This is a genomic window from Ochrobactrum sp. A-1, from assembly GCF_022488005.1.
Taxonomy (GTDB): Bacteria; Pseudomonadota; Alphaproteobacteria; order Rhizobiales; family Rhizobiaceae; genus Brucella.
In genome coordinates this window covers 233,231-258,936 of sequence record NZ_JAKVQC010000009.1, presented here as the reverse complement: position 1 = coordinate 258,936, position 25,706 = coordinate 233,231, and the positions used below count along the sequence as shown (strand labels likewise).

Genomic DNA, 25,706 nt, shown 5'->3' with positions numbered 1-25,706 from the left:
CGGAATGCTTTCCTGATGCACATCCTTTTCCTCTCCGACAATTTTCCTCCGGAAGTGAACGCGCCCGCAAGCCGTACCTTCGAACATTGTCGTGAGTGGGTGAGGGCAGGGCACCGCGTCACGGTAATCACCTGTGCGCCCAATTTCCCGACGGGAAAGCTTTTCCCGGGTTACCGTAACAGGCTGTTTGCGCGCGAAGAGATGGACGGAATCGAGGTTATCCGCGTCTGGAGCTACATTACAGCGAATGAAGGTTTTCTCCGTCGCACGCTCGACTATGTCAGCTTCATGATGATGGCGATACCCGCCAGCTTCCGCGTCGAGCGTCCTGATCTGGTCATCGCGACCTCGCCGCAGTTCTTTACGATTTGCGCAGGGTATGTCGTCAGCAGATTGCGCCGCATTCCCTATATCCTTGAACTGCGTGACCTGTGGCCAGAGTCCATTCGCGCCGTTGGTGCCATGAAGCAGTCGGTCATTCTTGACTGGCTCGAGAAACTGGAACTTTTCCTCTACCGCAAGGCCGATGCGATTGTAGTCGTCACCAACGCGTTCAAGGCCAACCTGAAAGCGCGCGGCATCGACGAGAAGAAGATCCACGTCGTGACCAATGGCGCGGACCTTTCACGCTTCCAGCCAATGGAGAAGGATGCCAAACTGGTTGGAAGGCTGGGCCTCGGTGGCAAGTTTGTTGCTGGCTACATCGGCACCCATGGGCTGGCCCATGCCCTGGAGACGTTGCTTGAGGCGGCAAAGGCTCTCCAGGATCAGGGTCGAACCGACATTCACCTGCTCTTCCTTGGCGGCGGCGCTTCCAAGGATGCCTTGGTTGCCCGCGCGTCGGACCTGCAACTTGGCAACGTCACCTTTGTTGATTCCGTACCCAAAGCCGACGTTGTGCGCTACTGGTCGCTGCTTGATGCATCTGTAATACATTTGCGCAATACGCCGCTTTTCGCGACAGTTATTCCTTCCAAGCTGTTTGAATGCATGGCAATGGGGATACCTGTTCTGCAGGGCGTCCGGGGTGAGTCCGCGGACATTGTCGAGAGCGAAGCCATGGGCGTCGTCTTCGAGCCGGAGAACGCGGCAGAATTGCGTGACTTGCTGGTCAGGCTTGCAGATGACCGGGAGCTGACCGCGGGCTTCAGAAGAAACGGATTGGCAGCTGCCAGCAAATTCGACCGCAAGAACCTGGCGCTGCGGATGCTTGAAATCATCGAGAATTACCTGAAACAAGGACGGACAGGACGCACATGAACCAGCATGACACAAGCGGTACCGGCGTTTACGTCGAGATGGCTGAGAAGATTAAGGGCCGCCAGGCTGTCGCCGGTGTTATCGGCCTCGGCTATGTCGGCCTGCCGCTTGCCGCGGCGCTGGCGCGCGGAGGCTTCGCGACTATTGGCTTTGACGTCGACGCGGTCAAAGTTGTGCGCCTGAATGCAGGTGAATCCTATATCGACGCTGTTCCTTCCGACCAACTTGCCCGACATGTTTCAAAGAAGCTTTTCCGCGCTAGCAGCGATTTTTCCGAACTGGCCACCTGCGACGTCATCGTCATCTGCGTACCAACGCCTCTGTCCAAGCAACGCGAGCCTGACCTGAGTTTCGTCGAGGCAACGGCACGGACCATTGCAAAGCACCTGCGCCAGGGACAAATGATCGTTCTCGAGTCGACCACCTATCCTGGCACCACGGAAGAAGTCGTGAAGCCAATTCTAGAGGAGGGCGGCTTGCGCAGCGGGCGTGACTTCTTCGTGGCATTCTCTCCGGAACGCGAAGATCCCGGCAACGCATCCTTCGTCACGACGACCATCCCCAAGGTTGTTGCCGGCGATGGGAAGGAGGCCTCCGCCCTGGCCGAGGCCTTCTATGGTGCGGTGATCGAGCGCGTTGTGGTTGTTTCCTCCCCAGCCACGGCAGAGGCGGTCAAGATCACGGAGAACATCTTCCGCGCGGTGAACATCGCTCTCGTCAACGAGTTGAAGGTGATCTACGATGCGATGGGAATCGACGTCTGGGAAGTCATCGATGCTGCTGCAACGAAGCCCTTCGGCTATATGCCGTTTTATCCTGGCCCTGGTCTTGGGGGGCATTGCATCCCGATTGATCCGTTCTACCTGACGTGGAAATCCCGCGAATATGGGCTCTCCACCCGGTTCATCGAATTGGCCGGTGAAATCAATCTCGCCATGCCGCGTTATGTGATCGCAAACCTGGAACGTGCGCTAGATCAGCGTCTTTCTAAATCGCTGGGTTCTTCGAGAGTTCTTCTGGTTGGTCTGGCGTATAAGAAGAACGTGTCGGATATACGCGAGAGTCCCTCGCTCGTGTTGCTGGAGACGATTGGCAAACGCGGCTGTGCCGTCGACTACTTCGATCCATATGTTCCTGAAGTTCCGATGACGCGCGAACATGCTTCCTTGGCGGGGCGAAGGTCAGTCGAACTCACCGCGGAAGCCATAAAAGAGTATGACGGAGTCGTACTCGCCACAGACCACGATATGATTGACTATCACCTGCTTCATGAACATGCAGGATTGATCCTGGATACCCGTAACGCATTTGAACGACGCGGGATACGATCCGACAAGATCATCAAGACCTAACAACGAGCGCATTCGTTGTGTTCAACAACTGCTCCAATGTGACACATTGGTAACCATCCACCAGGAAATAAACGTATCGCTAGTAATGTATCGTGTCATAACTAGACAGGGTTGCATTTATAATTATCATTCAATATCACCTAAGTGCCATTAACGAGGATCGCAGACATCATGTCATTTAGCTTAAAAGAAATGACGAAGGTCGCGAGCACGATTGGCTTGCGGGCCATCGCGGGCTTTTGCCTCGCGGTAGGTGTTGGGTCTATTGCCCATGCACAGGATTGCGGTTGTGTCGTTCCGTTGTCCGGTCTTCCTGCCGGTCAGGCGATTGGCCAATTGACGTCGGCTTCCGGTCCGGTCAGCATCCTTGGTGCCGACGGATGGGTAAGCGCTGGAAGTGGTACGCCGCTGTTTGTCGGCAGCCAGATCGAAACCGGTGCTGGTGCTCTTGCATCCTTGTCAGTCGGTGGTTGCTCCTTGAACGTGGGTGCACAATCTGCGGCCTCACTGATCCCTGCAAACCAGTCGCTCTGTGTGGCGGTGAGCGAAACAGCGCCGGCCACCAATCCTGGCGGTGATGCTGCTGGTACCGGAACCACGGGTGCCGCTGCTGCAAACAATCCGGTCGTCATGGGCATTGCCGGTGGCATCGGTGCGGCTGCAGGCGTGATCGCTGTAGCCACCGAAGACGACGACCCGGTCAGCCAGTAATTCAGAACTGTTTAGCTGATGGGATGCCAAACTGGAAGCCATAGCCAGCATTTGATGTCACTTGAATGGGGGCTTTGGCTTTTCTGGTATTCCGCTATCGGTGGGATCTCCAGAGGGAAAGTCAGGCGGTTGTAAGCTGCAAGCTAATCAAACTCAGGACATGATTGATCTTCATTCTCACCTCCTTCCAGGGTGTGACGACGGCGCTGAGAACCTGGAAACAGCTATTGCGATGGCGAGGATGGCTGTTGCAGACGGGGTAAAGTTGATGGCGTGTACCCCGCACATCATGCCGGGTCTTTACGACAATGATGCGAGTGGCATTCGGCGACGGGTCGCTGATCTCCAGAGCGCATTGGCTGTCGAGAAGATCGATCTGAGGCTTGCTGTGGGCGCGGATGTCCATATCGCTCCAGATCTCCTGGAAAAGCTTGAAGCGGGTCGCGTGCCGACCTTAAATGGTTCACGCTACTTTCTGTTCGAACCGCCCCATCAGGTACTTCCGCCGAACCTGGAGAAGCTAGTTCATCGGTTGGTCGGCGGTGGTTATGTGCCGATATTGACCCATCCTGAACGATTGGGCTGGGCAAGCACACATTATGAGGTTATTGACCGTATCAATGCCGCTGGTTGCCTTGTGCAGATCACAGCAGGGTCATTGACGGGTTCATTCGGTCGGCGGGCTCAAGGCTTGGCTGAGCGGATGCTCGAGGAGGGGCGCGTGGACATCATCGCCAGTGATGCGCATAACTTGCAGGCAAGATCACCTGGCCTGTCCAGAGCTCGAGATCTGATCAGGGCGCGTTGGGGCAAGACGATTGCCGATAACCTTGTGGTTCATACGCCAGCAAAGATACTGGCCGATGAGGTTGTGGCGCCAGCCTACAGAAGTCGCAGCGTCCATGTAGCGGGAGCAGATAAGTCCCGGTCGAAGTCAAGCAAGCTACGCCGTTTTGTCGGGTGGATACGCAATGCCTAGGATTTTTCCAGTGAAGTTTCTTCTTGCCAGCGCTTTTTGCGTCGGGATCTTTGGTCTCCAGGCCTGCAGCACCACGGAATTGTCGGGACCGACAAGTAGCGCCGGAATGGCGAGCCTAGCGCCCGGAGCGGGTGATGATACGCTCAGGGTTGTGGCTGAGTTGCCTGCTCCCCTTGCCGTGATGGATGGCGTCGCGCAACCCGTTGCGGTGTCCGATATGCTAGAGGTCACGGTATTCCAGGTTCCGGATCTCTCGCGGACGGTTCAGGTCGATGATGCCGGCAATATTTCCCTGCCACTGATCGGTGCAGTGAAGGCGGCCGGCAAATCCGTTCAGGCGCTCCAGCGCGACATCGAAGCGGCTTATGGACGGAACTACCTCCAGTCTCCGAGCGTGTCGGTGTTGGTGAAAGAGTCTGCGGCCCGCCGCGTGACCGTCGATGGCGAAGTCCGACGTGCTGGCGTCTTCCCATTGCCGACTTCATCCTCTCTGTTGGATGCCATCGCCCTCGCGGGGGGGCTTAGCCAGATCGCGGATCCGTCCAAGGTTTACGTCTTCCGTGAGGTTGGAAATACAAAGTATGTAGCGAACTACAATGTCGGTGACATCCGTCGCGGCGCTCGCGCCAATCCATCGGTCCATGGTGGTGATGTGGTCGTCGTATTCGCTTCTCAGTCACGTGTTGCCTTGCAGAATCTTAAGGAAGTTCTGGGTGTTGCTGCTTCTGGCGCCCGGCTTGCCACCATTCCGTAAGCCGTCATCCAGGGGCTCTTAAAATGTTGGATCGACCAGGCATGACGCCGAACGACAGATCTCTGACGCAGTATTCCGGCGGCCGCTATGTCGTGGATCCCGCCAACTACAATCCGTACGGGCACGCCGAAATCGAGCGCGAGAACTTCATCGATCCGCTCAAGATTTTGTTTGTGTTGGTCCAATATCGATGGCTGATCGCGTTTCTGCTTGCCTGTGCTGTCGTCGTGGGTGTCGTCGTGACCTTCATGACGACGCCGATGTACCAGTCGTCGGTGCGCCTTGAAATCCAGACGCCATCTGCGCGCGTGTTTCAAGACCTTGAGGTTGTGTCCGAGTCATCTGATATCAGAGCGTTTCAGACTGCGCGCGAGAAGATCATGAGCCGTGCGCTGGCGCAGCGAGTAGTCTACCAGTTAGGCTTGGCCGATCAGCCTGACTTTCTTTATCCCGCGCCCGATTTCTCGCCACTGAACATCGTCAATCGCGCCCTGGGTCTGAGCCTCGGCGGGCAATCGGAGGTTCATACGCCTGAGCAGCGTGAGAACATCGCTGTCTCACGCGTGTTGAGCGGTATGTCCGTCTCTCTGGTTCCTAACACCAGCCTGTTGACGATTTCATTCCGCAACCAGAACCCTGAATTCGCTCGCGACGTCGCCAACCAAATCGCGCAGAGCTTCATTGATCAGCGTGTTGACCAGACTGGCGAAACCTCAGAGCTGGCACGCCAGTTCATCCAGGAGCAGGTCCTGCAAGTCAAAGAACGGCTGCAGCAATCCGAGCAGGAACTCGTAAATTACGCACGTGAGGCCGGCATTACGCTTTCAGGCGACGAGAAGTCGCTCATCACTGCGAATATGGATTCGATCAACGCTGCGTTGTCGAAGGCCATCGAAGATCGCCTCGATAGTGACGTGCTCATCAGCCAGATCGACGCCGGCCGGGGCGAAAGCCTCGAACAGGTCATGGCGAGCGAACCGCTGCAGAAACTCCGATCGAGCATTGTCGAGTTTGAGGCCGAGTATCAGCAGAAGCTTTCAGCCTTCAAGCCCGGCTTCCCCGAGATGCAGCAACTACGCCTGCGCATCACCGAGCTCGAGCGCCAGTACAAGGATGGTGTGGAAGCCATCCTGGCCGGCATTCGTATGAAGCGCGAAGAGATGGTGAAGCGGGAAACCGAGCTTCGCACCAAGCTTGCCGAGCTCGAACGTGAACAGATCGCCTATGAAGATAAGAGCATCCAATACACGATCCTCAAGCGCGAAGTGGATTCGAATCGCTCGCAATATGACTCGCTGATTTCCAAGCTGAATGAAGTCGGTGTCGGGTCGGAGCTGCGCACCCAGAACGCGTCGATCGTTGACCCGGCCATTCTCTCGCGCAGCCCTGTCTCACCCCGCCTATCGATCAACCTTGCCATCTGTCTGGCGCTGTTCGCCGGATTGGGCGCGGCCATCATCTACGTGCTCGAATTGCTGAACAACACGTTCGTCAATCCGGATCAGATCGAGAAGGAACTTGGCATCCCGGTTCTGGGAATTCTGCCAAAAGTTGAAGACGAGGATCTTGCGGCGAGCCTGGCCGATCCGAAATCCGGCCTCTCGGAAGCCTATCGATCCTTGAGAACCTCGATTCAGTTCTCTGGAACGGAGGGTCTCCCGAAAACCTTGTTGGTCTCGAGCTCGGAACCAAGTGAAGCCAAGTCGACCACCAGCCGCAAGTTGGCGATGGATTTTGGTGCTCTTGGTACCAAGGTGCTGATCATCGATGCCGATATGCGCAAGCCCACCATGCATAGGCAATTTGGGCTCGATAACACGCTCGGCCTCAGCAACCTGCTGACCAACTCCGTGCGCCGCGAAGATCTTCCCGGCACAATCCGCAAGACCAAGGAAGAAAATGTCTGGGTGATAACGTCCGGTACCATCCCGCCGAACCCAGCTGATCTCCTCTCTTCGGCAAAGATGGCGCTCCTGGTCGAATATCTGTCGTCCCGGTTCGATCTCGTGATCATCGACAGTCCGCCGGTGATCGGCCTCTCGGACGCGCCCATCATTAGCCGAATAGCCCACAGCACCCTGCTGCTCGTATCGGCCAACAACGTGTCGCGGAAATCGGCAAGGGCAGCGCTCAAGAGATTGAACGCAGCCGGCGCCAATGTGATCGGTGCAGCTCTGTCGCGCTTCAGCGTCGGCAAGTTCGACTACAACTACGCCTACAAATACATGAACTACTACTACTATCAGTATGGTCAGGAACTTCCGAAACTGGAGGGACAGGGTGAGCCCAAAACAGCCGTCGAGAAGTCGAAGTCATACTTGGATCGTCTGGTTGGGCTCACTCGCGGTTCTTTCGCTCGTCTCGCTGAACGGTTTAAGCCGGTCAATTGAGACGCTGGCGCCAGAACGTGCCTTTCGGATCAACCCGCTCAACACTGAAGCACGTGTAAGCTGGCTGGTGGATAAACTGAACGAGGCGGAGTTCCCCGCCTTGGATGAGTCTCTTATCGAAGTGGACTTCCCCTGATGTAATGGAGAGTTTCTGTCACTAATTTCCGGTTCATGGTTTCGAACTGGATCGGTGATTTATACCCGAGTGCAGAATGTCTGCGCACAGGATTATAGAAGCCGTCAATGTATTCGCCAATGGCTTTTATCGCGTCATTTCTGGTCTGGAATACAGTGCGCCAGATCAGTTCCGACTTGATCGTCTTGAAGATGGTCTCGACCATAGCATTATCATAACAATTTCCTTTTCCGCTCATGGATGGAAGTATCTCGTGAGCTTTGAGGATTTTTCGATACTCATAACTGGCATATTGGCTCCCCCTGTCCGAGTGCTGGATCAACCCCGGCTTTGGTTGCCGAATTGCAATGGCCTTCTTCAAAGCACAAATAGCCAAATCCTTCTTCATCCGATCCCGCGCTTCCCAGCCGATGATGCGACGAGAATAAAGATCGACAACGATTGCCAAATACAGCCAACCCTCCGCAGTCCATACATAACTGATGTCGACACCCCATTTCTGATCTGGTCTGTCACACGTAAAGTTCTGATCCAGAAGATTGGGAGCGACAGGCTCACCATGATTGCTGTCTGTCGTGCGTTTGAAGCGCGTCTTCTGTCGAGCTTTGAGACCATTTTCTCGCATCAATCGTGCTGTGCGGTGGCGTCCGGCTCGAATACCTTCTTCGCTCAGTTCGACATGCATACGAGGGCTGCCGTAGGTTTCACGTGATAGCGCAAATTGATTGCGAATATGGGCCAGGATGATCATGTCATCAAGCTGACGGCGACTGGGGCGCCGATGCTTCCATGCATAATAACCGCTGATGCTGACGCCTGCAAAAGTACACAGCCGCGACAGAGACATGTGGGCCTTCTCCGTGTCGATGAACGCAAACTTCATCGACTTGTCTCCCGAGCGAAGAAGGCCGTCGCTTTTTTTAATAAATCTCGTTCCTGGCGCAGGAGTTCGTTTTCTTTGCGAAGGCGAGCAAGTTCCTGGCTCATGTCCTCATGTGGACCAGAGAGCACATCTTGCTCAGCAAAAATGCGACGCCAGCGGTCAAGTGTTGATTTGCCAATGCCAAGGTCCTCGGCAACCGATGATATACTTCGACCACTCGTCGTTAAAATACGAACGGCTTCCCGTTTGAAATCTTCTGTAAATTCGCGCTGCTTCAATTCTAAGTCTCCTGTCAGTTTTATCTAACAGAAGCCCTTGTCTTATGAATTTTTGCCGAGGCTATAATAACATGCCAGTGGCGATAAGGGTTGGATCGAAGAAGGCCTGGTTTAAAGAACCGAAGTGGAGTGTGGTCACCCTTATCTTTTCAACTGTCCTGAACGGATACTTGGTCTTTGTGACCGTATGACAAGAATAGGAAGCGGAAAAGATTATGCGTGACGTTATCGGAATTGACGTTTCTAAAGCCTTTTTGGATGCTTATAAGACAACTACAAAAGAGCATAAGCAATTTCCTAATAATTCCCGGGGATGCTGCGCCTTGTTGCGTTGGCTCGATCATACCAAAGTAATTTTTGAAGCGACCGGCTCCTACCATAGAGTTCTTGAGAAAACCCTTGCTGAGACCGGAATAGCATTCGTCAAAGTTAACCCAAGGCAAGCCCGCCGCTTCGCTGAAGCCGCAGGGTTTATGGCAAAAACTGACAAAATAGACGCGGCCATGCTCGCCAAGATGGAGGCCGCACTTGATTTAAAAGAAAGCACAGTAAAAGTCGAACTATTACATGTGCTTAAAGAGCTATCGATGTCTCGATTAGGGCTCATCAAGGATCGCACAGCTACGGCTAACCGATTGCAAATAGCTCAGCAAGCTTTGGTGAGACGTCAACTAAAAGCTCGCCTTCGTTTCATTGAGAAGCAGCTAGCCGAGTTGGATGGCGCACTGATCGAGTTGATTGAAAGTGATGATCAATTGAACAGGCGCTATCAAATTCTCAGAAGCATTCCAGGTATTGGCGCAATCACCGCAATCACAATGTTGATTGAAATGCCCGAACTCGGAAGTTTGGATTCGAAAGAAGCCGCATCTCTCGCAGGTTTGGCTCCGCTTACCAGGCAGTCCGGAACATGGAAAGGCAACGCATACATCAAAGGTGGGCGAAGGACATTGCGATGTGCCATGTACATGCCAGCCGTAGTTGCTCTGCGCTTCAATCCGGATTTAAAGCAAAAGTACACCGCTTTAAGAGAAGTAGGAAAACCTGCAAAAGTGGCCATAACCGCAATCATGCGAAAGCTTATTATAATCGCGAACGCGCTGCTTAAACAGGAACGAATGTGGTCCGATAAAACTGCTTGATTAAAACGGATACTCCACTTTTGAAGGGGAAGTCCAGACACTTGGTGCCGGCAATATTTTCTAAGCTCAATGCAAATAAAAATGGCATCTTACAATGCTTCGGATTGTTTCAGTCCGAAACATGGGTTGAAGATAGCGTTAGGGTTATATATGATCGATACAGATGCAGGATGAGGATTGTTGAGTATCATGTCTTTTTGCTTTAAATTTCGGCCGCGGGTTCAAAGCGTAGCTATAGGGCTTTTTCTTGTTGCAAATACTGGGATCAGTGCTTCCGCGCAAACGTGTGGTTGCCTTGTTCCAGTATCGAGTGTGCCGGCAGGACAGGCGATTGGGCAGTTTAACTCGATCTCAGGCCAAGTGAATGTTCTTGGTAAAGGTGGTTGGGTCAGTGCTGCGAACGGCGGTTCATTATTCGCTGATAGCAAGGTTGAAACTGGACCTGGAAGCTCAACGTCGATATCGATTGGGAAGTGCTCACTTAATGTGGCTGCTCAGTCTACAGTTTCAATTACTCCAACTGACCAGGCTCTCTGTGTTGCTGTTGCTAACACGGCCCCGGCGGTTAATAATACTGCGCTTATTGCTGTTGGTGTAGGGCTCGCGGCTGTGGGTGGTGTTCTCGCGGTTTCCACAGGGGACGACAAGCCCGCTAGCCCGTGATTCGGCGTATATCCTACCCCTCCCTAGACTGAAACTTTTGAAGTGCAGTCTTAAAATTAAGAAAGGGTATTGAAGTTGGCATCGAGCTACACAAATCCCTTATGAAGTTTGGTGGATAGGCGATAAATCGCTAGTTACGGATTATTGTCCAGATTGGGATATTCGGTCGTTTGATTAAACAATGATCGAGCCTCCCTTAATGACTCAGGCAAAGAAATATTCTCGCCTGGTGTGTTGACGTGTTCGGTAGGCGCGGTTTTCGTTCTAGATTGTGCCAGCAGGCCATTTTTGCCCGTTAGCATGAGAATGATATTTTGTCATGAGAACGTTGCAGATGCATAGTAACCATTTCTTGATTATGACAGTGATGTACCCGCCATCTCTCGAAACGCGGGTTATAAAAAAACTGTTATAGTTATATGTGGTAACAAGAATACCATAGATAAGGTGATAGGCTTTGATGTCATTTAGATTGAAAAATGCGCTTGAAATCGTAAATTCAATTAGCGTGCGCATCATCGCTGGTGGTTGCTTGTTTGTTGGATCGGGGGTGAGTGTATCCGCACAGCAGTGCGATTGTCTCGTCCCTTTATCAAGTGTTCAATCAGGGCAAATTATTGGGCAACTAACCTCTGCCGTTGGCCAGATTAATGTTTTAGGTGGCAATGGTTGGGTCGCCGCCACGTCCGGAGCGCCGCTATATGTTGGTAGCAGGGTTGAAACGGGTCCTGCAAGCTCGACCAGAGTTTCGGTGGGCCAATGCTCGCTGAATTTGGGTTCTCAGGCTGCGCTTTCTATTGTCCCTACGGAACAGGCTTTGTGTGTTGCTGTTGCTAACACGACCCCACCTGTCGCTGCTCAGGCTAACAATCCTGTTGTAATGGGAATTGCTGCTGGTATCGGTGCTACAGCTGGTGTCATTGCTATTTCGACTGGAGATGACAATCCGGCAAGCCCATGATTGGTTTTCAGTTGCTGGGCCCATTTTGATGGGTGGATTTCAAAGCGTGGGTAAGACTTCTATAAGAGAGCCAGGCTCGTAAGAGGTTACGGTCCTGGTGGAGCGAAGCTGGTGGATTTGATATCTCCATGTTTATTTCCTGCTTTGGCGTAGGCAGGGGGGAGGAAGATAGCCATCAATCAGCAAGCTACTAGTTTTCAAAATATGATCGACCTTCATTCTCACATTCTTCCTGGATGTGATGACGGCGCTGAAGATCTTGAGACGGCGATAGCCATGGCTCGGATCGCGGTGAATGATGGGGTGAGGGTTATGGCATGTACGCCTCACATATTGCCCGGCCTTTACGATAATGACTCTGCTGGCATTGAAGTCAGAGTCACTGCACTCCGTGAGGCATTGGTTCGGGCAGATGTCGATCTCACGCTCGTTATGGGTGCGGATGTTCATATAGCTCTGGATCTTCGTGACAAACTTGACATGGGATCTATCCCGACGATCAATGGCTCACGTTATTTTCTTTTTGAGCCGCCGCACCAGGTTATGCCGCCGAATATTGAGACCCTTGTAAAGCGTCTTATTGATGCGGGCTACGTGCCCATATTGACCCACCCTGAGCGATTGGGATGGACAAATTCGCATTATGACGTCATTCACCGTATCAATGTGGCAGGATGCCTTATACAGATCACAGCAGCGGCCTTGGTCGGGGGATTTGGCCGCAGGGCGCAGAGCCTAGCAGACCGGATGCTGGAGGAGGGCCGAGTGGATATCATCGCAAGTGATGCGCATAATACGCATTCTAGGTTACCAGGTCTCTCCAAGGCGAGGGATATGGTTGAAGCTCGCTACGGTAAAGACCTTGCGGATGATCTTGTAATACACCGGCCAAAATTAATTCTGGAAAACAAACCGATAGCATCAGCTCTTAGCACATCTAATGCTGCAGCCTCATGGTCAGGGCAGCCGCGTGTAAAGCCTATGGGTTTTAGCCGGTTTGTCGAGTGGATAAAAAATGTTTAGGCAACGACTGTCAAAGCCCTTGATTGCTATTCTCATGTCCGTGGGGATGGTCGGATTACAGGCTTGCGCCTCAACGGAATTGTCTGCTCCGACTGCTGATCAGACCGGAATGCAAACTGCGTTAACAGGCATTGTACCGGGTGCAACCGACGGTGAACTACGTGTAGTTGCGGAACTTCCATCGCCTCCCGCTACCCAGGCTGGTGTTGCCCAGCCGGTATCGGTTTCGGACATTTTGGACGTCACAATTTTTCAAGTGCCGGATCTTTCACGAACTGTTCAAGTAGACGAGGGCGGTTATATATCGCTTCCACTGATTGGCCAGATCCATGCTGCCGGAAAGTCGGTTCAGGTTCTGCAGCGTGATATCGAGAAGGCTTACGGAAGTAACTATCTCCAGTCGCCCAGTGCCTCCGTTTTGGTCAAAGAATCATCAGCGCGCCGTGTGACGGTGGATGGTGAGGTTAGACGGGCCGGTATCTTCCCATTACCGCATTCGTCGTCACTGCTAGACGCGGTCGCGCTCGCGGGAGGTTTTAGCCAAGTGGCTGATCCGTCGAAAGTATTTGTGTTTCGGCAGTTGGGCAACACTAAGTATGTTGCCAATTACAGCGTTGATGATATTCGGCGAGGTAAGCGTAAAAACCCTGCCGTTCACGGAGGAGACGTAGTCGTAGTGTTTCCGTCCCAATCACGTGTCGCCTTACAAAATCTGAAGGAAGTGTTGGGCGTTGCTACTTCCGGTGCCCGCCTCGCCACTCTTCCTTAAGCCGATATTCATAAGGCAAATAATATGTTAGATCGCTCAGGCTCAGTGCCGAATGACAGATATCTTGTACAAGATAGCGGGATGCGGCATTTGCAGGTTCCAGCTAGCTACCACCCGTATAGCTTTGATGAACCTGCGCACGAGAGGCTGTTTGATCCGCTCAAGCTTCTGTTTCTGCTGGTAAAATATCGCTTGCTGATCGCTTTCACGGTGGCTTGCGCGCTCGTCATTGGCGTTGTTGTGACCTTAATGACGACACCCATCTACCAGTCCTCCGTTCGCATGGAGGTCATGGTGCCTTCAGCCCGTGTCTTTCAAGACCTTGAGGTGATGTCTGAGACATCCGATATTCGGGCTTTTCAAACAGCGCGCGAAAAAATAATGAGCCGGGCTCTCGCTCAGAGGGTTGTCTACCAGCTGGGTCTGGCTGATAGACCTGACTTCCTCTATCCTGCCCCCGATTTTTCGCCTGTGAATATCATTAATCGGGCTTTTGGACTTAGCCTTGGCCAGCAGCTTGCCGTCGATAGTCCTGAACAGCGTGAAAATATTGCCATATCGCGCGTGCTTCGAGGCATGTCTGTGAATCTTGTCCCGAACACCAGCCTATTGGCGATCTCGTTCCGTGGCCAGAACCCCGAATATGTCCGCGACATTACCAATCAAATCGCGCAAAGCTTCATAGATCAGCGCGTCGATCAAACTGGTCAGACTTCCGAATTGGCACGTCAGTTTATTCAGGAGCAGGTACTGCAGGTCAAGGATCGGTTGCAGGTTTCAGAACAAGAGCTGGTGGATTACGCCCGTGAGGCTGGAATTACGCTTGCGGGCAATGAGAAATCACTGATTGCTTCCAATATGGAGGCGATCAACACAGCCCTCTCCAAGGCGATTGAGGATAGGCTCGACAGTGACGTTCTTGTTGGGCAGATAGAACTGGACCGCGGAGAGAGCCTTGGGCAGGTTCTCAGCAGCGAACCACTTCAGAAATTACGATCTAGCATTGTGGACTTTAAAGCCGAATACCAGCAAAAGCTGTCAGCATTCAAGCCGGGTTTCCCAGATATGCAGCAGCTTCAAATGCGCATTAGCGAGCTTGAGCGGCAGTATAAGGACGGTGTAGCAGTAATCCTCGACGGTATCCGCATGAAGCGCGAAGAGATGATCAAGCGTGAGGCTGAACTGCGGGCCAAGCTTGGCGACCTTGAACGAGATCAGATTGCCTATGAGGACAAGAGCATTCAATATACGATTCTTAAGCGTGAGGTCGATTCTAATCGCTCGCAATATGAGTCACTGATTACTAAGTTAAACGAGGTTGGGGTTAGCTCTGAACTAAGAACCCAGACAGCTTCGATCGTTGACCCGGCCGTTCTTTCGCGCAGCCCAGTGGCACCACGACTTTCAATTAACCTTGCTATCGCTCTTGCTCTGTTCGCTGGACTTGGAGCGGCGATCATTTATCTGTTGGAACTGCTCAATAATACCTTCGTAAACCCAGATCAGATCGAGAAGGATCTTGGTCTTTCAGTTCTGGGTATTTTACCTAAGATTGAGGATGAAGATCTGGCAGCAAGCCTAGCGGATCCTAAATCGGGCCTGTCTGAGGCTTATCGGAGTTTAAGAACCTCAATCCAGTTTTCGGGAACTGAGGGTATGCCAAAGACGCTGATGATAGCTAGTTCCGAGCCAAGCGAAACAAAATCCACTACAACACGTAAACTCGCAGTGGACTTTGGAGCACTTGGTACGAAGGTGTTGATCATTGACGCTGATATGCGTAAACCGACCATGCACCGGCAGTTTGGTCTGGACAATACACTGGGTCTCAGCAATCTTTTGACGAATTCGGTGCGAAGCGAGGATTTGCCACGTACAGTCAAGAAGACAAAAGAAGAAAATGTTTGGGTGGTGACTTCTGGAACTATTCCTCCCAATCCAGCGGATCTCCTGTCATCAACCAAGATGGCGCTTCTTGTGGAGTATATGACAGCGCGGTTTGATCTAGTAATTATCGACAGCCCGCCTGTGATCGGCCTCTCAGATGCACCAATTATCGGTCGTATCGCACAAAGCACCTTGCTGCTTGTTTCGTCGAATAATGTGTCGCGGAAGTCTGCTAAAGCCGCTCTAAAAAGATTGCGGTCTGCAGGTGCCAACGTTATTGGGGCGGCACTGACCAGATTCAGTGTTGGAAAGTTCGACTATAACTACGCATACAAATACATCAACTACTATTACTACCAATATGGTCATGAACTTCCAAAGCCGGAGGGACAGGGTGACCCCAAAACTGCAATCGAGAAGTCCAAGTCATTCGTGGATCGTCTGGGGCGTATCGTTCGTGCTTCTGCTGGTCGTCTCGCTCAACGGCTTAAGCCGATCGATTGAGACACTTGCTCCCGGGCACGCCTTTCAGTACGATCCGCTCAATTCTGATGCTCGCGCAGCTCTGTTAATTGCAGCGCTAAACGAAAGCTATGAAAGATCTTCTTTGGAGGATCTCTTGGGCGTGACTTATGCTGGTCTCTTGTTCAGCCCTCTCGACGCAAGGTTTCATAGCTTGCTTGGAGAGCTTCGCTTGAGATCAGGTGATAATGAAGAGGCCCATAGGCTTTTTCTTCAGGCTCATCGACTTTCGCATACTGAAGTGCATGCGCTTCAATATCTAATCGAACACGCTATTGAGACAGGTGACTATGCCGAGGCGGTGGAGTATATCGACGTACTGTTAAGGCGATGGCCGGATCGTGCAGACGCTGTTTTCCCCTTGCTACCGCAACTTCTCACCCATAAAACTGCCTATGCGACGATCGCAGCAGCGATGGCAACAGACGCTCCGTGGCGCGCGCGTCTGCTGAACGGTTTGGCGCGTCAGGAAGAAGGCCTTGGCTTTGCCTATCAGCTTCTTTTGGAGCTTGCCGATACGACGCATCCCGCCAAACAAGGTGAAATCTCGACCGTCATTCGTGGCTTTATGTCGGCAAAGCGTTATGACGAAGCTTATCGTCTGTTTCGCTTCACCATTCCACAGGAAGAGCGCGCTTTGGCGGGCTTCATCTACAACAGTGCTTTTTTGCCCTCTTCGTTGAGTTCGCTGCCATTCTCTTGGCAGTATCGCAATAGCCGTGCAGCTGAAATCCGACTGCCAGCGGTTGGTACCTTATCCGGCGCCTCAGTCAATTTCCTCAGTGCGCCAGCCAAGGACATTGTACTACACCAGACACTGGTGTTAGCGCCGGGTCGCTACAGGCTTGTTGCCGAGGTTGATGCTTCCAGCCTGCGTGCGCCCCGTGCATTGTATTGGCGGGTTAGATGCCAAGATCAGCGTGAAGAACTGCTACGTCTCGATATTCCTGAAGGAAGCTATCAAGGACGACGTCTGGAAGCTGATTTTGATGTAACGAAGTGCGCTCTACAAAGGATCGAACTTGCCACAGATGTAATCGCGGAGAGTTGGCAGAACCGCTACTCAGGTCAGGTCCGTTTTCATTTTGTCACGATAGAGAGAGCTGATCTTGCCGAAACTGAAGGCTGAATTGCGCAAATATCTCCTTGGCTTTGTCTTTATTGCCGCAGCCCTGCTTGGCGGAGGAGCAGCGCCGGGCCTTTGGACCGACACCGTTCTTCAGATACTCATATTGGTTTGTGCGACCCCGGTCCTTGCAGCGCGGGATGGAGAAACCATTGATCCCAGGGTCAAATGGCTATGCGGTTTAATAGTAGCTGTGACCGCAATTCAGCTGTTGCCGTTACCTGTCGATCTGGTACGCTTATTTCGCACCGAGCTCCTTTCGAGTGGTCGTATGGAGCTCGTTGGGGGAGGGCTAGAGTTTATAAGTCTTGGTCTCGGCCGGACATTGGAAGCACTCCTATATGTCGCGGTGCTGATTATTCTTCAGCTTGCCCTGCTGCGTCTGCCTGGCGATCAACTCCACGCACTGCTTCCGTTCCTGCTGGTAGGGGTTGCCTGCAATGGTATTGCAGCATTGATCCAGTATTCAGCCTCCTCACGGGTTATGATTGACGGCCTGCTTCCGTACACTATCATGGCTGGCTTCTTCGCCAATCGAAATCATTTCAGCTCACTGCTTTATACCGCGCTGCCATTTCTTCTTTATTTAGCGACCTTCAAAGGATCGCGACTGTGGTCAGTTCTGGGCATCTTTCTTGTTTTGCTTGTACTTTTGGCAGCTGGTTCTCGTGCAGGTGTTTTACTTGGGCTTGCGGCATTGGTGTTGTCGGTTGCTTTCTTTGCATCACGTTCACGTATCGGGATCTGGGGCATGGTTATAGTGGTAGCAGTCCTGGGCGCTTATAGCGCAGGTACGTGGGCCCTGATTGAAGCCCGCGATCTTTCCGATCTGACTAGAGCCGAATTCGCCAGCACAACCATCACTGGGATTAAAGATAATTGGTTTCTGGGAATAGGTTACGGAAATTTTCCAGCCGCCTATCAGGTCTATGAAGACCCTGGGATGATATTCCAGCACTACGTTAATCATGCGCATAATGATTATCTCGAATTGATTTTTGAGGGCGGAATGCTGGCTGTTTTACTCATGCTAGCCTATCTTGGCATGTTACTCTCCCAACTCGTACGTGTCCGTCACAGTCACTTCCATAAAGCGGCGTTTTTGGGCATCCTGTTTGTGCTTATTCACTCCTTCGTTGATTATCCGTTGAGGACGATGGCCGTAGCAACGGCGTTTGTTTATTTCAACGCGATCTTTTTCCACCGGGAACTTCAGCCCCAGGGACGTCATATCAAGGGTATCGTTGATGTGCGTGACGGAAGTCGAACGCGAAGGTTTGTAGTCACCGACCCCTAGCTGATAGTGGGTGATGCCTATGAGAGTGTTGCAGATTGAATGTGGACTTGTCCCGCTTTATTTCCGCCTCATGATCTCTTTTCGGCAGATATTTTTTCGAATTGGGCGGGCGATATTCCTCCGAGCGTCGAATGCCTTCTGCGAATATTGTAAAATCCGTTGATGTATTTGAAAAGTGCATCGGTCAGCTGCTGACGTGTTTGCCAGGCATGGCGCCAAATCAGCTCCGCCTTCAGTGTTTTGAAGAATGTTTCTGACACAGCATTATCCCAGCAGTTTCCTTTTCCACTCATCGAGACCTGGAATTCGAGCTGTTTCAGCCGCTTTTGATAGTCATGAGCACAGTATTGACTGCCACGGTCTGTATGATGAATGCAGCCTGGCTCTGGATTGCGCAAAGCAATTGCTCTGTTCAATGCCTGTAATGCAAGATCTTGTTTCAAACGATCGCTGACAGCCCACCCCACCACGCGCCGTGAATGGAGATCGATGATAACAGCCAGATATAACCATCCTTCGCGTGTCCATAAGTAACTGATATCGCCCGCCCATTTCTGATTGGGCTTGTCAGCTGTGAAATCCTGATCCAGCAAGTTCGGGGCTATATTGAAAGTATGGTTGCTGTCAGTTGTCACCTTATGCTTGCGGGTTCTAACCGCATAGATGTTGTTCTGGCGCATCAAACGGCCAACGCGTCGTTGCCCAACAGATAATCCTATATCCTGGAGTTCTTGCGTCATGCGAGGCCGACCATAAGATTGAAGGCTAAGATGATATTGCTCTCGAATATGAGCGAGGATCACCATGTCCTGTCTTTGCCGCTTGCTTAGAGCGTTTCCCTGCCTGATTGAATCGGCAGGCTTTGCAAATCAGTCACTTTCTGATTCAAGCTATCTGCCGATGGAGGTCGGCAGATATGTCGCGAGCCCTTTCCATTGATCTTCGCATACGTGTAGTTGCTGCCGTTGATGGCGGTGCATCGCATCGAGAGGCTGCTGAGCGTTTCGGTGTAAGCGCAGCCAGCGTTAGCCGTTGGCGTAACCTTCAACTCCAGCAGGGAAATGTTCGACCCGGTCCACTGGGCGGCGACCGCAATTCTCACAAGACAGAAGCTCATGCTGATCAGATCATGATCTGGCTCGCCGAACACAGGGACGGTACTCTCTTCGAACTTCGCAGTGATTTGGCCGCCCAAGGCATCATAATCAGCAAGTCGGCACTGCACCGCTTTCTTGTCCGGCACGAACAAACGCGTAAAAAAAGACTGGCCATGCTGTAGAGCAAAGCCGTCCAGACGTTCTGGAAAAGCGGCAATGCTGGTTTGAACCGTCCCACGTTTGCCGGAGGCTCCAACTCTTGAGTAGAAGGAGCCATTATGAGCAAGACGACGAACAAATTTGCACCCGAGGTTCGGGAACGCGCGATCCGCATGGTGTTGGATCATGAACGAGATTATCCTTCTCGCTGGGCGACAGTGGTTTCGATAGCTGAGAAGATTGGCTGTGTACCGTCCACCCTGCATGACTGGGTTAAGAAGGCTGAGATCGACAGTGGCAAACGGGTAGGTGTGTCCACCGAAGTGACAGATCGCCTAAAAGCCCTGGAGCGTGAGAACCGTGAACTACGGCAAGCCAACGAGATATTACGTAAGGCTTCGGCATATTTTGCCCAGGCGGAGCTTGTCTTATGGAATTCTTGGCTCTTGATGCAAAAAGGAGCCGCTGCCCAGCACCGCAAATTGCGGGGCAGCGGCGGGGGTGGCGTCGTGCGGAGCTTGGTCTTGCAGGACCGCGGTCGAGTTTGACGAGCCCCCGTCTTTTCTAACGACCTGAACAGATACGTGGGCTGCGGGCCCGAACGACAAGCATAGGTAGGAAGAAAAGATGGCTAAGGATACCATTGGTATTGACGTGTCGAAAGACCGTCTTGACGCATTCTGGCACTCCCGGACGGAGGCGTGCTGCTTACCCAATACGCCCGAAGGTTTTGGGCAATTGTGCGACTGGCTGGCAAAAGAGGAAGACGTTCTCATCGTCTTCGAAGCAACCGGTGCCTATCACCGGGGACTTGAGCGACATCTCAGCCTGGCAGAGCTCCCCTTCATAAAAGTCAATCCAAAGCAGGCGCGGCGTTTTGCGCAGGCCATCGGGCGACTGGCAAAGACTGATAGTGTCGACGCCAAAATGTTGGCGCGCATGGGCGTTGTGCTTGACCTGACGCCTCAAGTCGTTGAGGGCGAAGATGTTCATGATCTCAGAGAGTTGCTGACTGCCCGCCGCGCTTTGGTCAAAGATCAGGTAACCGCAAAGACGCGGCTTGCTACTGCGCTGAACCCGCTCGTACGAGAGCAACTTGGTCGCCGCATTGAAGATATCAGTGCCGATATTCAAGCGCTTGACGAGGTCATCGCCCAGATCGCCAAGCAGCGGGGTACCCTTGAAGAGCGCATCCGCCGTTTGATGACCATCCCGGGGATCGGTCGACTGACCGCGACCACCATGCTGATCGACATGCCAGAGCTTGGGTACCTCGACGGCAAGAAGATCACTGCTTTAGCAGGACTTGCGCCAATGACGCAGCAATCTGGAAAGTGGCAAGGCAAAGAGCGAATCACCGGGGGGCGGTCATCAATTCGGCGCGCGATCTACATGCCCGCACTTGTCGCCATCCGCTTCAACCCGGACCTTCACGACAAGTATCAGCAGCTACTTAAGGTCGGAAAAGCCAAGAAAGTTGCCATTACCGCCATCATGCGGCGCATCATCATTCTTGCAAACACCTTGCTGCGCGAAAGCCGGAATTGGCTGCCTGACCGCCCTTGACCAAGACAGATACTCGACCGCCCGTTTCGCAAATGATTGCTTTCATCGACGAGCACCGCGATGACTATGGGGTCGAGCCGATCTGCCGTGTTCTGCCGATCGCCCCATCCACATACTGGGAACGCATAGCGCAGCGCCGCAATCCTGCGCTGCAGTCGGCCCGTGCGAAGCGCGATCTTGCACTTAAACCAGAGATTTTGCGCGTATTTTCGGAGAACTTTGGTGTTTATGGGATCCGTAAAGTCTGGCGGCAGATGCAGCGCGAAGGCTTTGCCGTTGCCCGATCAACTGTGGCGCGATTGATGCGTGATCTCGGCCTGCAGGGCGTGATCCGGGGCAAGCCGGTTCGCACCACCTTGAGCGACAAAACTGCTCCATGTCCGCTTGACCATGTGAACCGACAATTTTCCGCTCCTGCGCCGAATATGCTCTGGGTTTCAGATTATACCTACGTGGCCACTTGGGCGGGCTTTGTATATGTGGCCTTCGTTATCGATACTTACGCTCGCCGGATTGTGGGCTGGCGGGCAAGCAGAACAGCTCACACCAGCTTCGTGCTGGATGCCTTGGAGCAAGCGATTCACGAGAGGCGTCCAGCCCATCGAGGCGGTCTGGTTCATCACAGCGACCGCGGTTCTCAATATGTGTCTATTCGTTACACCGAGCGCCTCGCCGAAGCAGGGATTGAACCTTCAGTGGGAAGTGTTGGCGACAGCTATGACAATGCTTTGGCGGAGACCATTAATGGTCTTTACAAGGCCGAAGTGATCCACCGACGAGGACCTTGGCGCTCTTTCGAAGCCGTCGAATTTGCCACATTGGAGTGGGTCGAGTGGTTCAACAACCGGCGTCTGCTGGAACCCATTGGCAATATCCCGCCCGCAGAGGCCGAAGAAGAATATTATGCCATACTGGACGAACAGCTCATGGCAGCATAACTTAAACCAACTAGCCTCCGGCAAACGTGGGACGGTTCAGTTCGAGGAGCAACTTGATCTCGATCCAGAGCGGCTCGTGTTCATCGATGAGACCTGGACAGCGACCAATATGGCCCGTAGTCATGGGCGGTGCCGCAAGGGTGAGCGGTTGCGAATGGGTTTTCCTCACGGCCATCGCAAAACGACCACGTTGGTTGCGGGGCTGCGCAACACGGGAATGGTCGCGCCACTTGTCATCGACGGCCCCATCAACGGTGATTGGTTCGAGGCGTATGTCGCTCAGGTGTTGGTTCCAACATTGAAACCAGGTGATATTGTCATCCTCGATAATCTGTCCAGCCACAAACGACCGGCAGCAAGAGAATTGATCGAGGCGGTCGGCGCGACAATGATGTTCCTTCCACCTTACAGTCCAGACTTCAACCCGATCGAAAAGGCCTTCTCCAAGCTGAAGGCGCTTTTGCGAAAGGCTGCCGAGAGAACAGTCAATGGGCTTTGGGATCGCATCGGTAAGATGGTTGAACTCATCGAACCGCAAGAGGCTCAGAATTACTTCAACTCGTGCGGATATGATCCAACTTGAAAGGGAAACGCTCTAATGGTCGTCTGCGCCACGCACGATAACCACGTGATGTAACATCCATAATCTGGCAGAGCCGATGAACTGAAATTTGATGGCGGTGTTCTTCCACGAAAGCAAACCTTACTTGTTTTGGTTCGCGAAGAACACGGTGGCTTTTTTTAAAACTTCCCTCTTGTCTTATGAATATCAACGCTCCGGTGCGATACTGGGGCCATGACACAGCACGGTATTAATACCGTGCTGTGTCATGGCAGAGGATGGATCGTTTCCCTCTGGGTCATGATGGACCGTGGAGGAGTAGGATCACCTTTGTTCAATTGGTCGACTTGAACGGATAATAGGGCTTTGGGCCCGTACGACAAGAGGAGGTACAATTGACCAACCGCGTTGTAATCGGAGTAGACATCTCCAAAGAGACACTTGACGCCTGCAAGCTGCCAGGGAACCAGCAGATACAAGTTTCCAATAACTATAAAGGCTATCAAAAGCTCCTACGCTGGATTGAAAAAGCGCCAGAAGTCCTTTTCGTATTTGAAGCAACTGGAGCTTATCATCGTCAGTTTGAAATGGCATTGGGAACATCATCCACGCCCTTTGTAAAGGTAAACCCCAAACAGGCACGGCGGTTCGCGCAAGCTGTTGGAAAGCTAGCGAAAACAGATAAGGTGGATGCTTCAATGCTGGCACGCATGGGGGTTGCACTCGATCTCACGGCACGAGATCCCCAGCCTAAAATATTATATTTGTTCAAGGATTTAATAGCGGCAAGACGTGGGCTTATTAAAGACCAGACAGCTGCCAAAGCACGTCTGGATACCGCTCAGGTTCCGTTAATCAAACGGCAGCTAGAAAGGCGCTTGAAGCAAATCCAATCCGACATTGAGCAGATTGATAAAGAAATTATCGCGCATGTGACAGATGATCCAGCCATGGCTCGACAGGTTGATATTCTAAGCAGCATTCCGGGTATTGGTGTGCTCACCTCGATCACGGTTCTCACAGATATGCCTGAGTTAGGTACGCTAGATAATAAGCAAGCGGCAAGTTTAGCAGGGTTAGCCCCAATGTCCCAGAGTTCAGGGAAATGGCAAGGGAAGGAGCGTATTCAAGGTGGCCGAGCTATATTACGCCGCGCAATCTATATGCCCGCCCTAGTGGCCACACGCGTTAACCCAGATATGCGGGAGAAATATCAACAATTACTCACGGCAGGTAAGGTAAAAAAAGTCGCACTGACAGCGATTATGCGTAAGCTAATAATATTAGCGAACATCTTGTTAAAAGCCGACCGGAAATGGGTCCAACATCGCGCTTGAATAAGACGGATACTCCTCCGGAAGTAGGCGGTTCTCTTTGCGCAAGCGTTCATTTTCTTTCGCCAGATCAATATCGCTAGCTGGAGGCATATCCGCAGGACGAGAGCGCTGTATCCATTTTGATAAAGTGGAAAGGCCAACGCCCAAATCAGACGCTACCTCGCGCCGAGTAAGGCCACTTGTAAGTGCAATCCGAACGGCTTCGCGTCGGAAAGCATCAGTATGTAACACTGCCATAAATCTTCTCCTTAATGACAAATAGTCTATTCAAGGAGGCGGAATCAAACCGTGACAAGTCCACAATCCCGCTGCTGTCATCCATTGCCGCAGCGTCTCCTTGCTGACTGAAAGCTGATGGCGTTCAATCAGCTTCTCACAGGCCAGTGTCGGCCCAAAGTCCCGATAATACGTCCGTACAATATCCAGAACATCATTCCGGAAATCCTCTCCATAACGGCGATTGCTCGGGCGACCGCGCTTGCCCGAAACAAGGCCCGTTGCACCAAGCCGATCAAATGCCTGTAACATCCGATGAACCTGGCTGCGACTGAGGCCAAGCAGCGCCGCTGCCTCCACCACACGAAGCTGATTATCTCTGATTTGCTGAACGGTCTTCAGCCGGTTGAGTTCTTTCTGCGACATCGTGATCAAACAAGACATGACGGCTCCCATCCGCTGTTTGCTGCTGAAAGCCCAGTCTTCCTTTCCGCGTTCGATTTGAAAAGGGCAAGTGATGCAAAAAATGTCGCATCTCTAAATTGCCCATGTGTCGCATCTGTATATTGCCGTGTGAGGTCAGGCTGAAGCGCGACTTTTCGGTTTGAGTTTACGCAAAACGATGTCTGTTTGCGAAGAGTTTCTGCCGAAAGACTTCTGCAGGTGTTTTGTACCCTAAACATTTGCGCGGTGTATTGTTGAGGCGATGACAAATGAATGCGAGATCTCGATCACTGAGGGTAAGCGGGTCAAGGTCTCGGGGAAGCCAGCGTCTTGTGCGTCTGTTGGTGTTTTCAACGGTGCCTTTTTGCCAGGGTGATTGCGGATCGCAGAACCAGATTTGCGACCCTATCCCATTCTGCAGATAGGACCACTCTGTAAACTCGGTACCACGATCAAACGTAATCGATCGGCGGGCCATTTGGGGCAGGGGCTGGAGTGCTCTAATCACACCTTCCATCAACGGCTTTGATTGACGATCATTATTGCGCAACAAAACCGTGAAGCGGCTCACCCGCTCGACCAGAGACGTTACATTGGCCTTGCCGAACCTCTTGCGAAACTGGATGAGGTCGCATTCCCAGTGTCCAAACTGCTTGCGCCTGGCAACCATGTCCGGGCGGTGTAAGATGCTGAGTTCAGGCGGAAATCGACGCCCATGATGACGCCGGGCATGGCGTGGACGGCGTCGGGCACGGCGTTCGGGCAAATATTTCCAAAGCTCTTCTTTTCGACCGTCGGTCGAATACACAAACTGATAGATCGTTTCATGACTGACAGAGATGGGATGCCGCTCCAACCGCATTCTCCCGGCAATCTGTTGCGGCGACCATCCATCGTTGATGTGCTGGATCACGGACTGCCGGAGCTCACCATACCGGATGAGTTTGCGTTGCTTCGCGCGACGCTCACGGCATTTCTGATCAGCAATTGTACAGTAATAGCCGTTTAAATCCTTGATCTCATCATCGGTAAACTGGTTACGCTTAAGTTCACGAAAAATGGTCGAGCGATGCCTTCCAAGCCTCTCAGCAATAACGTCAACGGAAAGCTTTGCAATGCGCCAGCGTGCTATTCTGCGACGTTCATCCAGATCAATATGCGAATAGGTGCGTTCCATGACGGGTTCCTTGCATCGGATAACTCATTGTTATCATTTACAAGTCGCACTTCAAACTAGAACCCACCCGGCTACAA

Annotated in this window: 17 protein-coding genes, 7 pseudogenes and 1 other annotated feature; of the genes and pseudogenes, 19 read left to right on the top strand and 5 right to left on the bottom strand. The window is 52.4% G+C overall.

Annotated features, from left to right (window positions below; translation table 11 throughout):
* Positions 1 to 15: 15 nt before the first annotated feature.
* The 6 genes from MKS82_RS28560 to MKS82_RS28535 all read left to right on the top strand — a co-directional run bounded on the left by MKS82_RS28560 (position 16) and on the right by MKS82_RS28535 (position 7,446).
* Positions 16 to 1,260 (top strand): glycosyltransferase family 4 protein, encoded by a 1,245-nt coding sequence (locus tag MKS82_RS28560; RefSeq protein WP_240579612.1) that lies wholly within the window; start codon positions 16 to 18, stop codon positions 1,258 to 1,260.
* On the top strand, positions 1,257 to 2,612 hold the full coding sequence (locus MKS82_RS28555) for a nucleotide sugar dehydrogenase (RefSeq protein WP_240579611.1): 1,356 nt from the start codon (positions 1,257 to 1,259) through the stop codon (positions 2,610 to 2,612). Before MKS82_RS28560 ends, MKS82_RS28555 begins: the two co-directional genes overlap by 4 nt.
* Positions 2,613 to 2,804: 192 nt before the next feature.
* Positions 2,805 to 3,323 (top strand): hypothetical protein, encoded by a 519-nt coding sequence (locus tag MKS82_RS28550; protein WP_240579610.1) that lies wholly within the window; start codon positions 2,805 to 2,807, stop codon positions 3,321 to 3,323.
* Positions 3,324 to 3,483: 160 nt separating this feature from the next.
* Entirely contained in the window at positions 3,484 to 4,302 is an 819-nt protein-coding gene (locus MKS82_RS28545) for a CpsB/CapC family capsule biosynthesis tyrosine phosphatase (protein WP_240579609.1), read from the top strand.
* Positions 4,303 to 4,312: 10 nt separating this feature from the next.
* A complete protein-coding gene (locus MKS82_RS28540; RefSeq protein WP_240579608.1) occupies positions 4,313 to 5,056 on the top strand; it encodes a polysaccharide biosynthesis/export family protein in 744 nt (247 codons plus the stop codon).
* 41 nt (positions 5,057 to 5,097) lie between these two features.
* Positions 5,098 to 7,446: a GumC family protein gene (locus tag MKS82_RS28535; protein WP_240579607.1), complete on the top strand. Its 2,349-nt coding sequence runs from the start codon at positions 5,098 to 5,100 to the stop codon at positions 7,444 to 7,446.
* 113 nt (positions 7,447 to 7,559) lie between these two features.
* On the opposite strand, the gene MKS82_RS28530 is transcribed toward MKS82_RS28535, so the two are convergent.
* Positions 7,560 to 8,761, bottom strand: a protein-coding gene (locus MKS82_RS28530; protein ID WP_445558112.1) for an IS3 family transposase whose coding sequence is annotated in 2 segments (ribosomal slippage) — positions 7,560 to 8,482 and positions 8,482 to 8,761 — 1,203 coding nt in all. Because the reading frame shifts where the segments join, the coding sequence is not laid out codon by codon here.
* Between the two features lie 197 nt (positions 8,762 to 8,958).
* On the opposite strand from MKS82_RS28530, the gene MKS82_RS28525 reads away from it, so the two are divergent.
* From MKS82_RS28525 to MKS82_RS28495, 7 genes are all read left to right on the top strand, one after another.
* On the top strand, positions 8,959 to 9,885 hold the full coding sequence (locus MKS82_RS28525) for an IS110 family transposase (protein WP_240579606.1): 927 nt from the start codon (positions 8,959 to 8,961) through the stop codon (positions 9,883 to 9,885).
* A gap of 1,123 nt (positions 9,886 to 11,008) precedes the next feature.
* Entirely contained in the window at positions 11,009 to 11,509 is a 501-nt protein-coding gene (locus MKS82_RS28520) for a hypothetical protein (protein WP_240579605.1), read from the top strand.
* Positions 11,510 to 11,713: 204 nt separating this feature from the next.
* Positions 11,714 to 12,532, top strand: a complete 819-nt coding sequence (locus tag MKS82_RS28515; protein ID WP_240579604.1) for a CpsB/CapC family capsule biosynthesis tyrosine phosphatase — start codon at positions 11,714 to 11,716, stop codon at positions 12,530 to 12,532.
* Complete coding sequence (locus tag MKS82_RS28510) at positions 12,525 to 13,301, top strand: polysaccharide biosynthesis/export family protein (RefSeq protein ID WP_240579603.1); 777 nt, start codon at positions 12,525 to 12,527, stop codon at positions 13,299 to 13,301. The genes MKS82_RS28515 and MKS82_RS28510 overlap by 8 nt, the downstream gene beginning before the upstream one ends.
* A gap of 24 nt (positions 13,302 to 13,325) precedes the next feature.
* The gene (locus tag MKS82_RS28505) at positions 13,326 to 15,692 is read left to right on the top strand and encodes a GumC family protein (RefSeq protein ID WP_240579602.1); all 2,367 of its coding nucleotides are present in this window, start codon (positions 13,326 to 13,328) and stop codon (positions 15,690 to 15,692) included.
* Positions 15,646 to 16,839, top strand: a complete 1,194-nt coding sequence (locus MKS82_RS28500) for a tetratricopeptide repeat protein (protein WP_240579601.1) — start codon at positions 15,646 to 15,648, stop codon at positions 16,837 to 16,839. The genes MKS82_RS28505 and MKS82_RS28500 overlap by 47 nt, the downstream gene beginning before the upstream one ends.
* On the top strand, positions 16,820 to 18,133 hold the full coding sequence (locus tag MKS82_RS28495) for an O-antigen ligase family protein (RefSeq protein ID WP_240579600.1): 1,314 nt from the start codon (positions 16,820 to 16,822) through the stop codon (positions 18,131 to 18,133). The genes MKS82_RS28500 and MKS82_RS28495 overlap by 20 nt, the downstream gene beginning before the upstream one ends.
* Positions 18,134 to 18,201: 68 nt before the next feature.
* On the opposite strand, the pseudogene MKS82_RS28490 reads toward MKS82_RS28495, so the two are convergent.
* Positions 18,202 to 18,960: pseudogene (locus MKS82_RS28490) on the bottom strand (IS3 family transposase); the annotation flags it as partial.
* A gap of 89 nt (positions 18,961 to 19,049) precedes the next feature.
* On the opposite strand from MKS82_RS28490, the pseudogene MKS82_RS28485 reads away from it, so the two are divergent.
* The 6 genes and pseudogenes from MKS82_RS28485 to MKS82_RS28455 all read left to right on the top strand — a co-directional run.
* Positions 19,050 to 19,459: pseudogene (locus tag MKS82_RS28485) on the top strand (helix-turn-helix domain-containing protein); the annotation flags it as partial.
* 49 nt (positions 19,460 to 19,508) lie between these two features.
* A pseudogene (locus tag MKS82_RS28480) lies at positions 19,509 to 19,813 on the top strand (transposase); the annotation flags it as partial.
* A gap of 203 nt (positions 19,814 to 20,016) precedes the next feature.
* On the top strand, positions 20,017 to 20,955 hold the full coding sequence (locus MKS82_RS28475) for an IS110 family transposase (RefSeq protein ID WP_240579599.1): 939 nt from the start codon (positions 20,017 to 20,019) through the stop codon (positions 20,953 to 20,955).
* Positions 20,947 to 21,062: a sequence feature (AL1L pseudoknot), on the top strand. (Overlaps the previous gene by 9 nt.)
* Positions 20,970 to 21,893: pseudogene (locus MKS82_RS28470) on the top strand (IS3 family transposase); the annotation flags it as partial. It overlaps the preceding feature by 93 nt.
* Before the next feature lie 40 nt (positions 21,894 to 21,933).
* Positions 21,934 to 22,476, top strand: a pseudogene (locus MKS82_RS28465) (IS630 family transposase); the annotation flags it as partial.
* A 374-nt stretch (positions 22,477 to 22,850) separates the two neighbouring features.
* Positions 22,851 to 23,792 (top strand): IS110 family transposase, encoded by a 942-nt coding sequence (locus tag MKS82_RS28455; RefSeq protein ID WP_240579598.1) that lies wholly within the window; start codon positions 22,851 to 22,853, stop codon positions 23,790 to 23,792.
* A 12-nt stretch (positions 23,793 to 23,804) separates the two neighbouring features.
* Here MKS82_RS28455 and MKS82_RS28450 read toward each other — a convergent pair.
* The 3 genes and pseudogenes from MKS82_RS28450 to MKS82_RS28440 form a co-directional block, all read right to left on the bottom strand.
* A pseudogene (locus MKS82_RS28450) lies at positions 23,805 to 24,029 on the bottom strand (transposase); the annotation flags it as partial.
* Positions 24,030 to 24,089: 60 nt separating this feature from the next.
* Positions 24,090 to 24,452: pseudogene (locus MKS82_RS28445) on the bottom strand (helix-turn-helix domain-containing protein); the annotation flags it as partial.
* 166 nt (positions 24,453 to 24,618) lie between these two features.
* Complete coding sequence (locus MKS82_RS28440) at positions 24,619 to 25,629, bottom strand: IS30 family transposase (RefSeq protein ID WP_240579597.1); 1,011 nt, start codon at positions 25,627 to 25,629, stop codon at positions 24,619 to 24,621.
* Between the last annotated feature and the right edge of the window lie 77 nt (positions 25,630 to 25,706).

Coding starts and splice junctions, on each gene's coding strand:
- MKS82_RS28560 (WP_240579612.1), top strand. CDS start 16: ATGCACATCCTTTTCCTCTCCGACAATTTTCCTCCGGAAGTGAACGCG.
- MKS82_RS28555 (WP_240579611.1), top strand. CDS start 1,257: ATGAACCAGCATGACACAAGCGGTACCGGCGTTTACGTCGAGATGGCT.
- MKS82_RS28550 (WP_240579610.1), top strand. CDS start 2,805: ATGACGAAGGTCGCGAGCACGATTGGCTTGCGGGCCATCGCGGGCTTT.
- MKS82_RS28545 (WP_240579609.1), top strand. CDS start 3,484: ATGATTGATCTTCATTCTCACCTCCTTCCAGGGTGTGACGACGGCGCT.
- MKS82_RS28535 (WP_240579607.1), top strand. CDS start 5,098: ATGACGCCGAACGACAGATCTCTGACGCAGTATTCCGGCGGCCGCTAT.
- MKS82_RS28525 (WP_240579606.1), top strand. CDS start 8,959: ATGCGTGACGTTATCGGAATTGACGTTTCTAAAGCCTTTTTGGATGCT.
- MKS82_RS28520 (WP_240579605.1), top strand. CDS start 11,009: ATGTCATTTAGATTGAAAAATGCGCTTGAAATCGTAAATTCAATTAGC.
- MKS82_RS28515 (WP_240579604.1), top strand. CDS start 11,714: ATGATCGACCTTCATTCTCACATTCTTCCTGGATGTGATGACGGCGCT.
- MKS82_RS28510 (WP_240579603.1), top strand. CDS start 12,525: ATGTTTAGGCAACGACTGTCAAAGCCCTTGATTGCTATTCTCATGTCC.
- MKS82_RS28505 (WP_240579602.1), top strand. CDS start 13,326: ATGTTAGATCGCTCAGGCTCAGTGCCGAATGACAGATATCTTGTACAA.
- MKS82_RS28475 (WP_240579599.1), top strand. CDS start 20,017: ATGGCTAAGGATACCATTGGTATTGACGTGTCGAAAGACCGTCTTGAC.
- MKS82_RS28440 (WP_240579597.1), bottom strand. CDS start 25,629: ATGGAACGCACCTATTCGCATATTGATCTGGATGAACGTCGCAGAATA.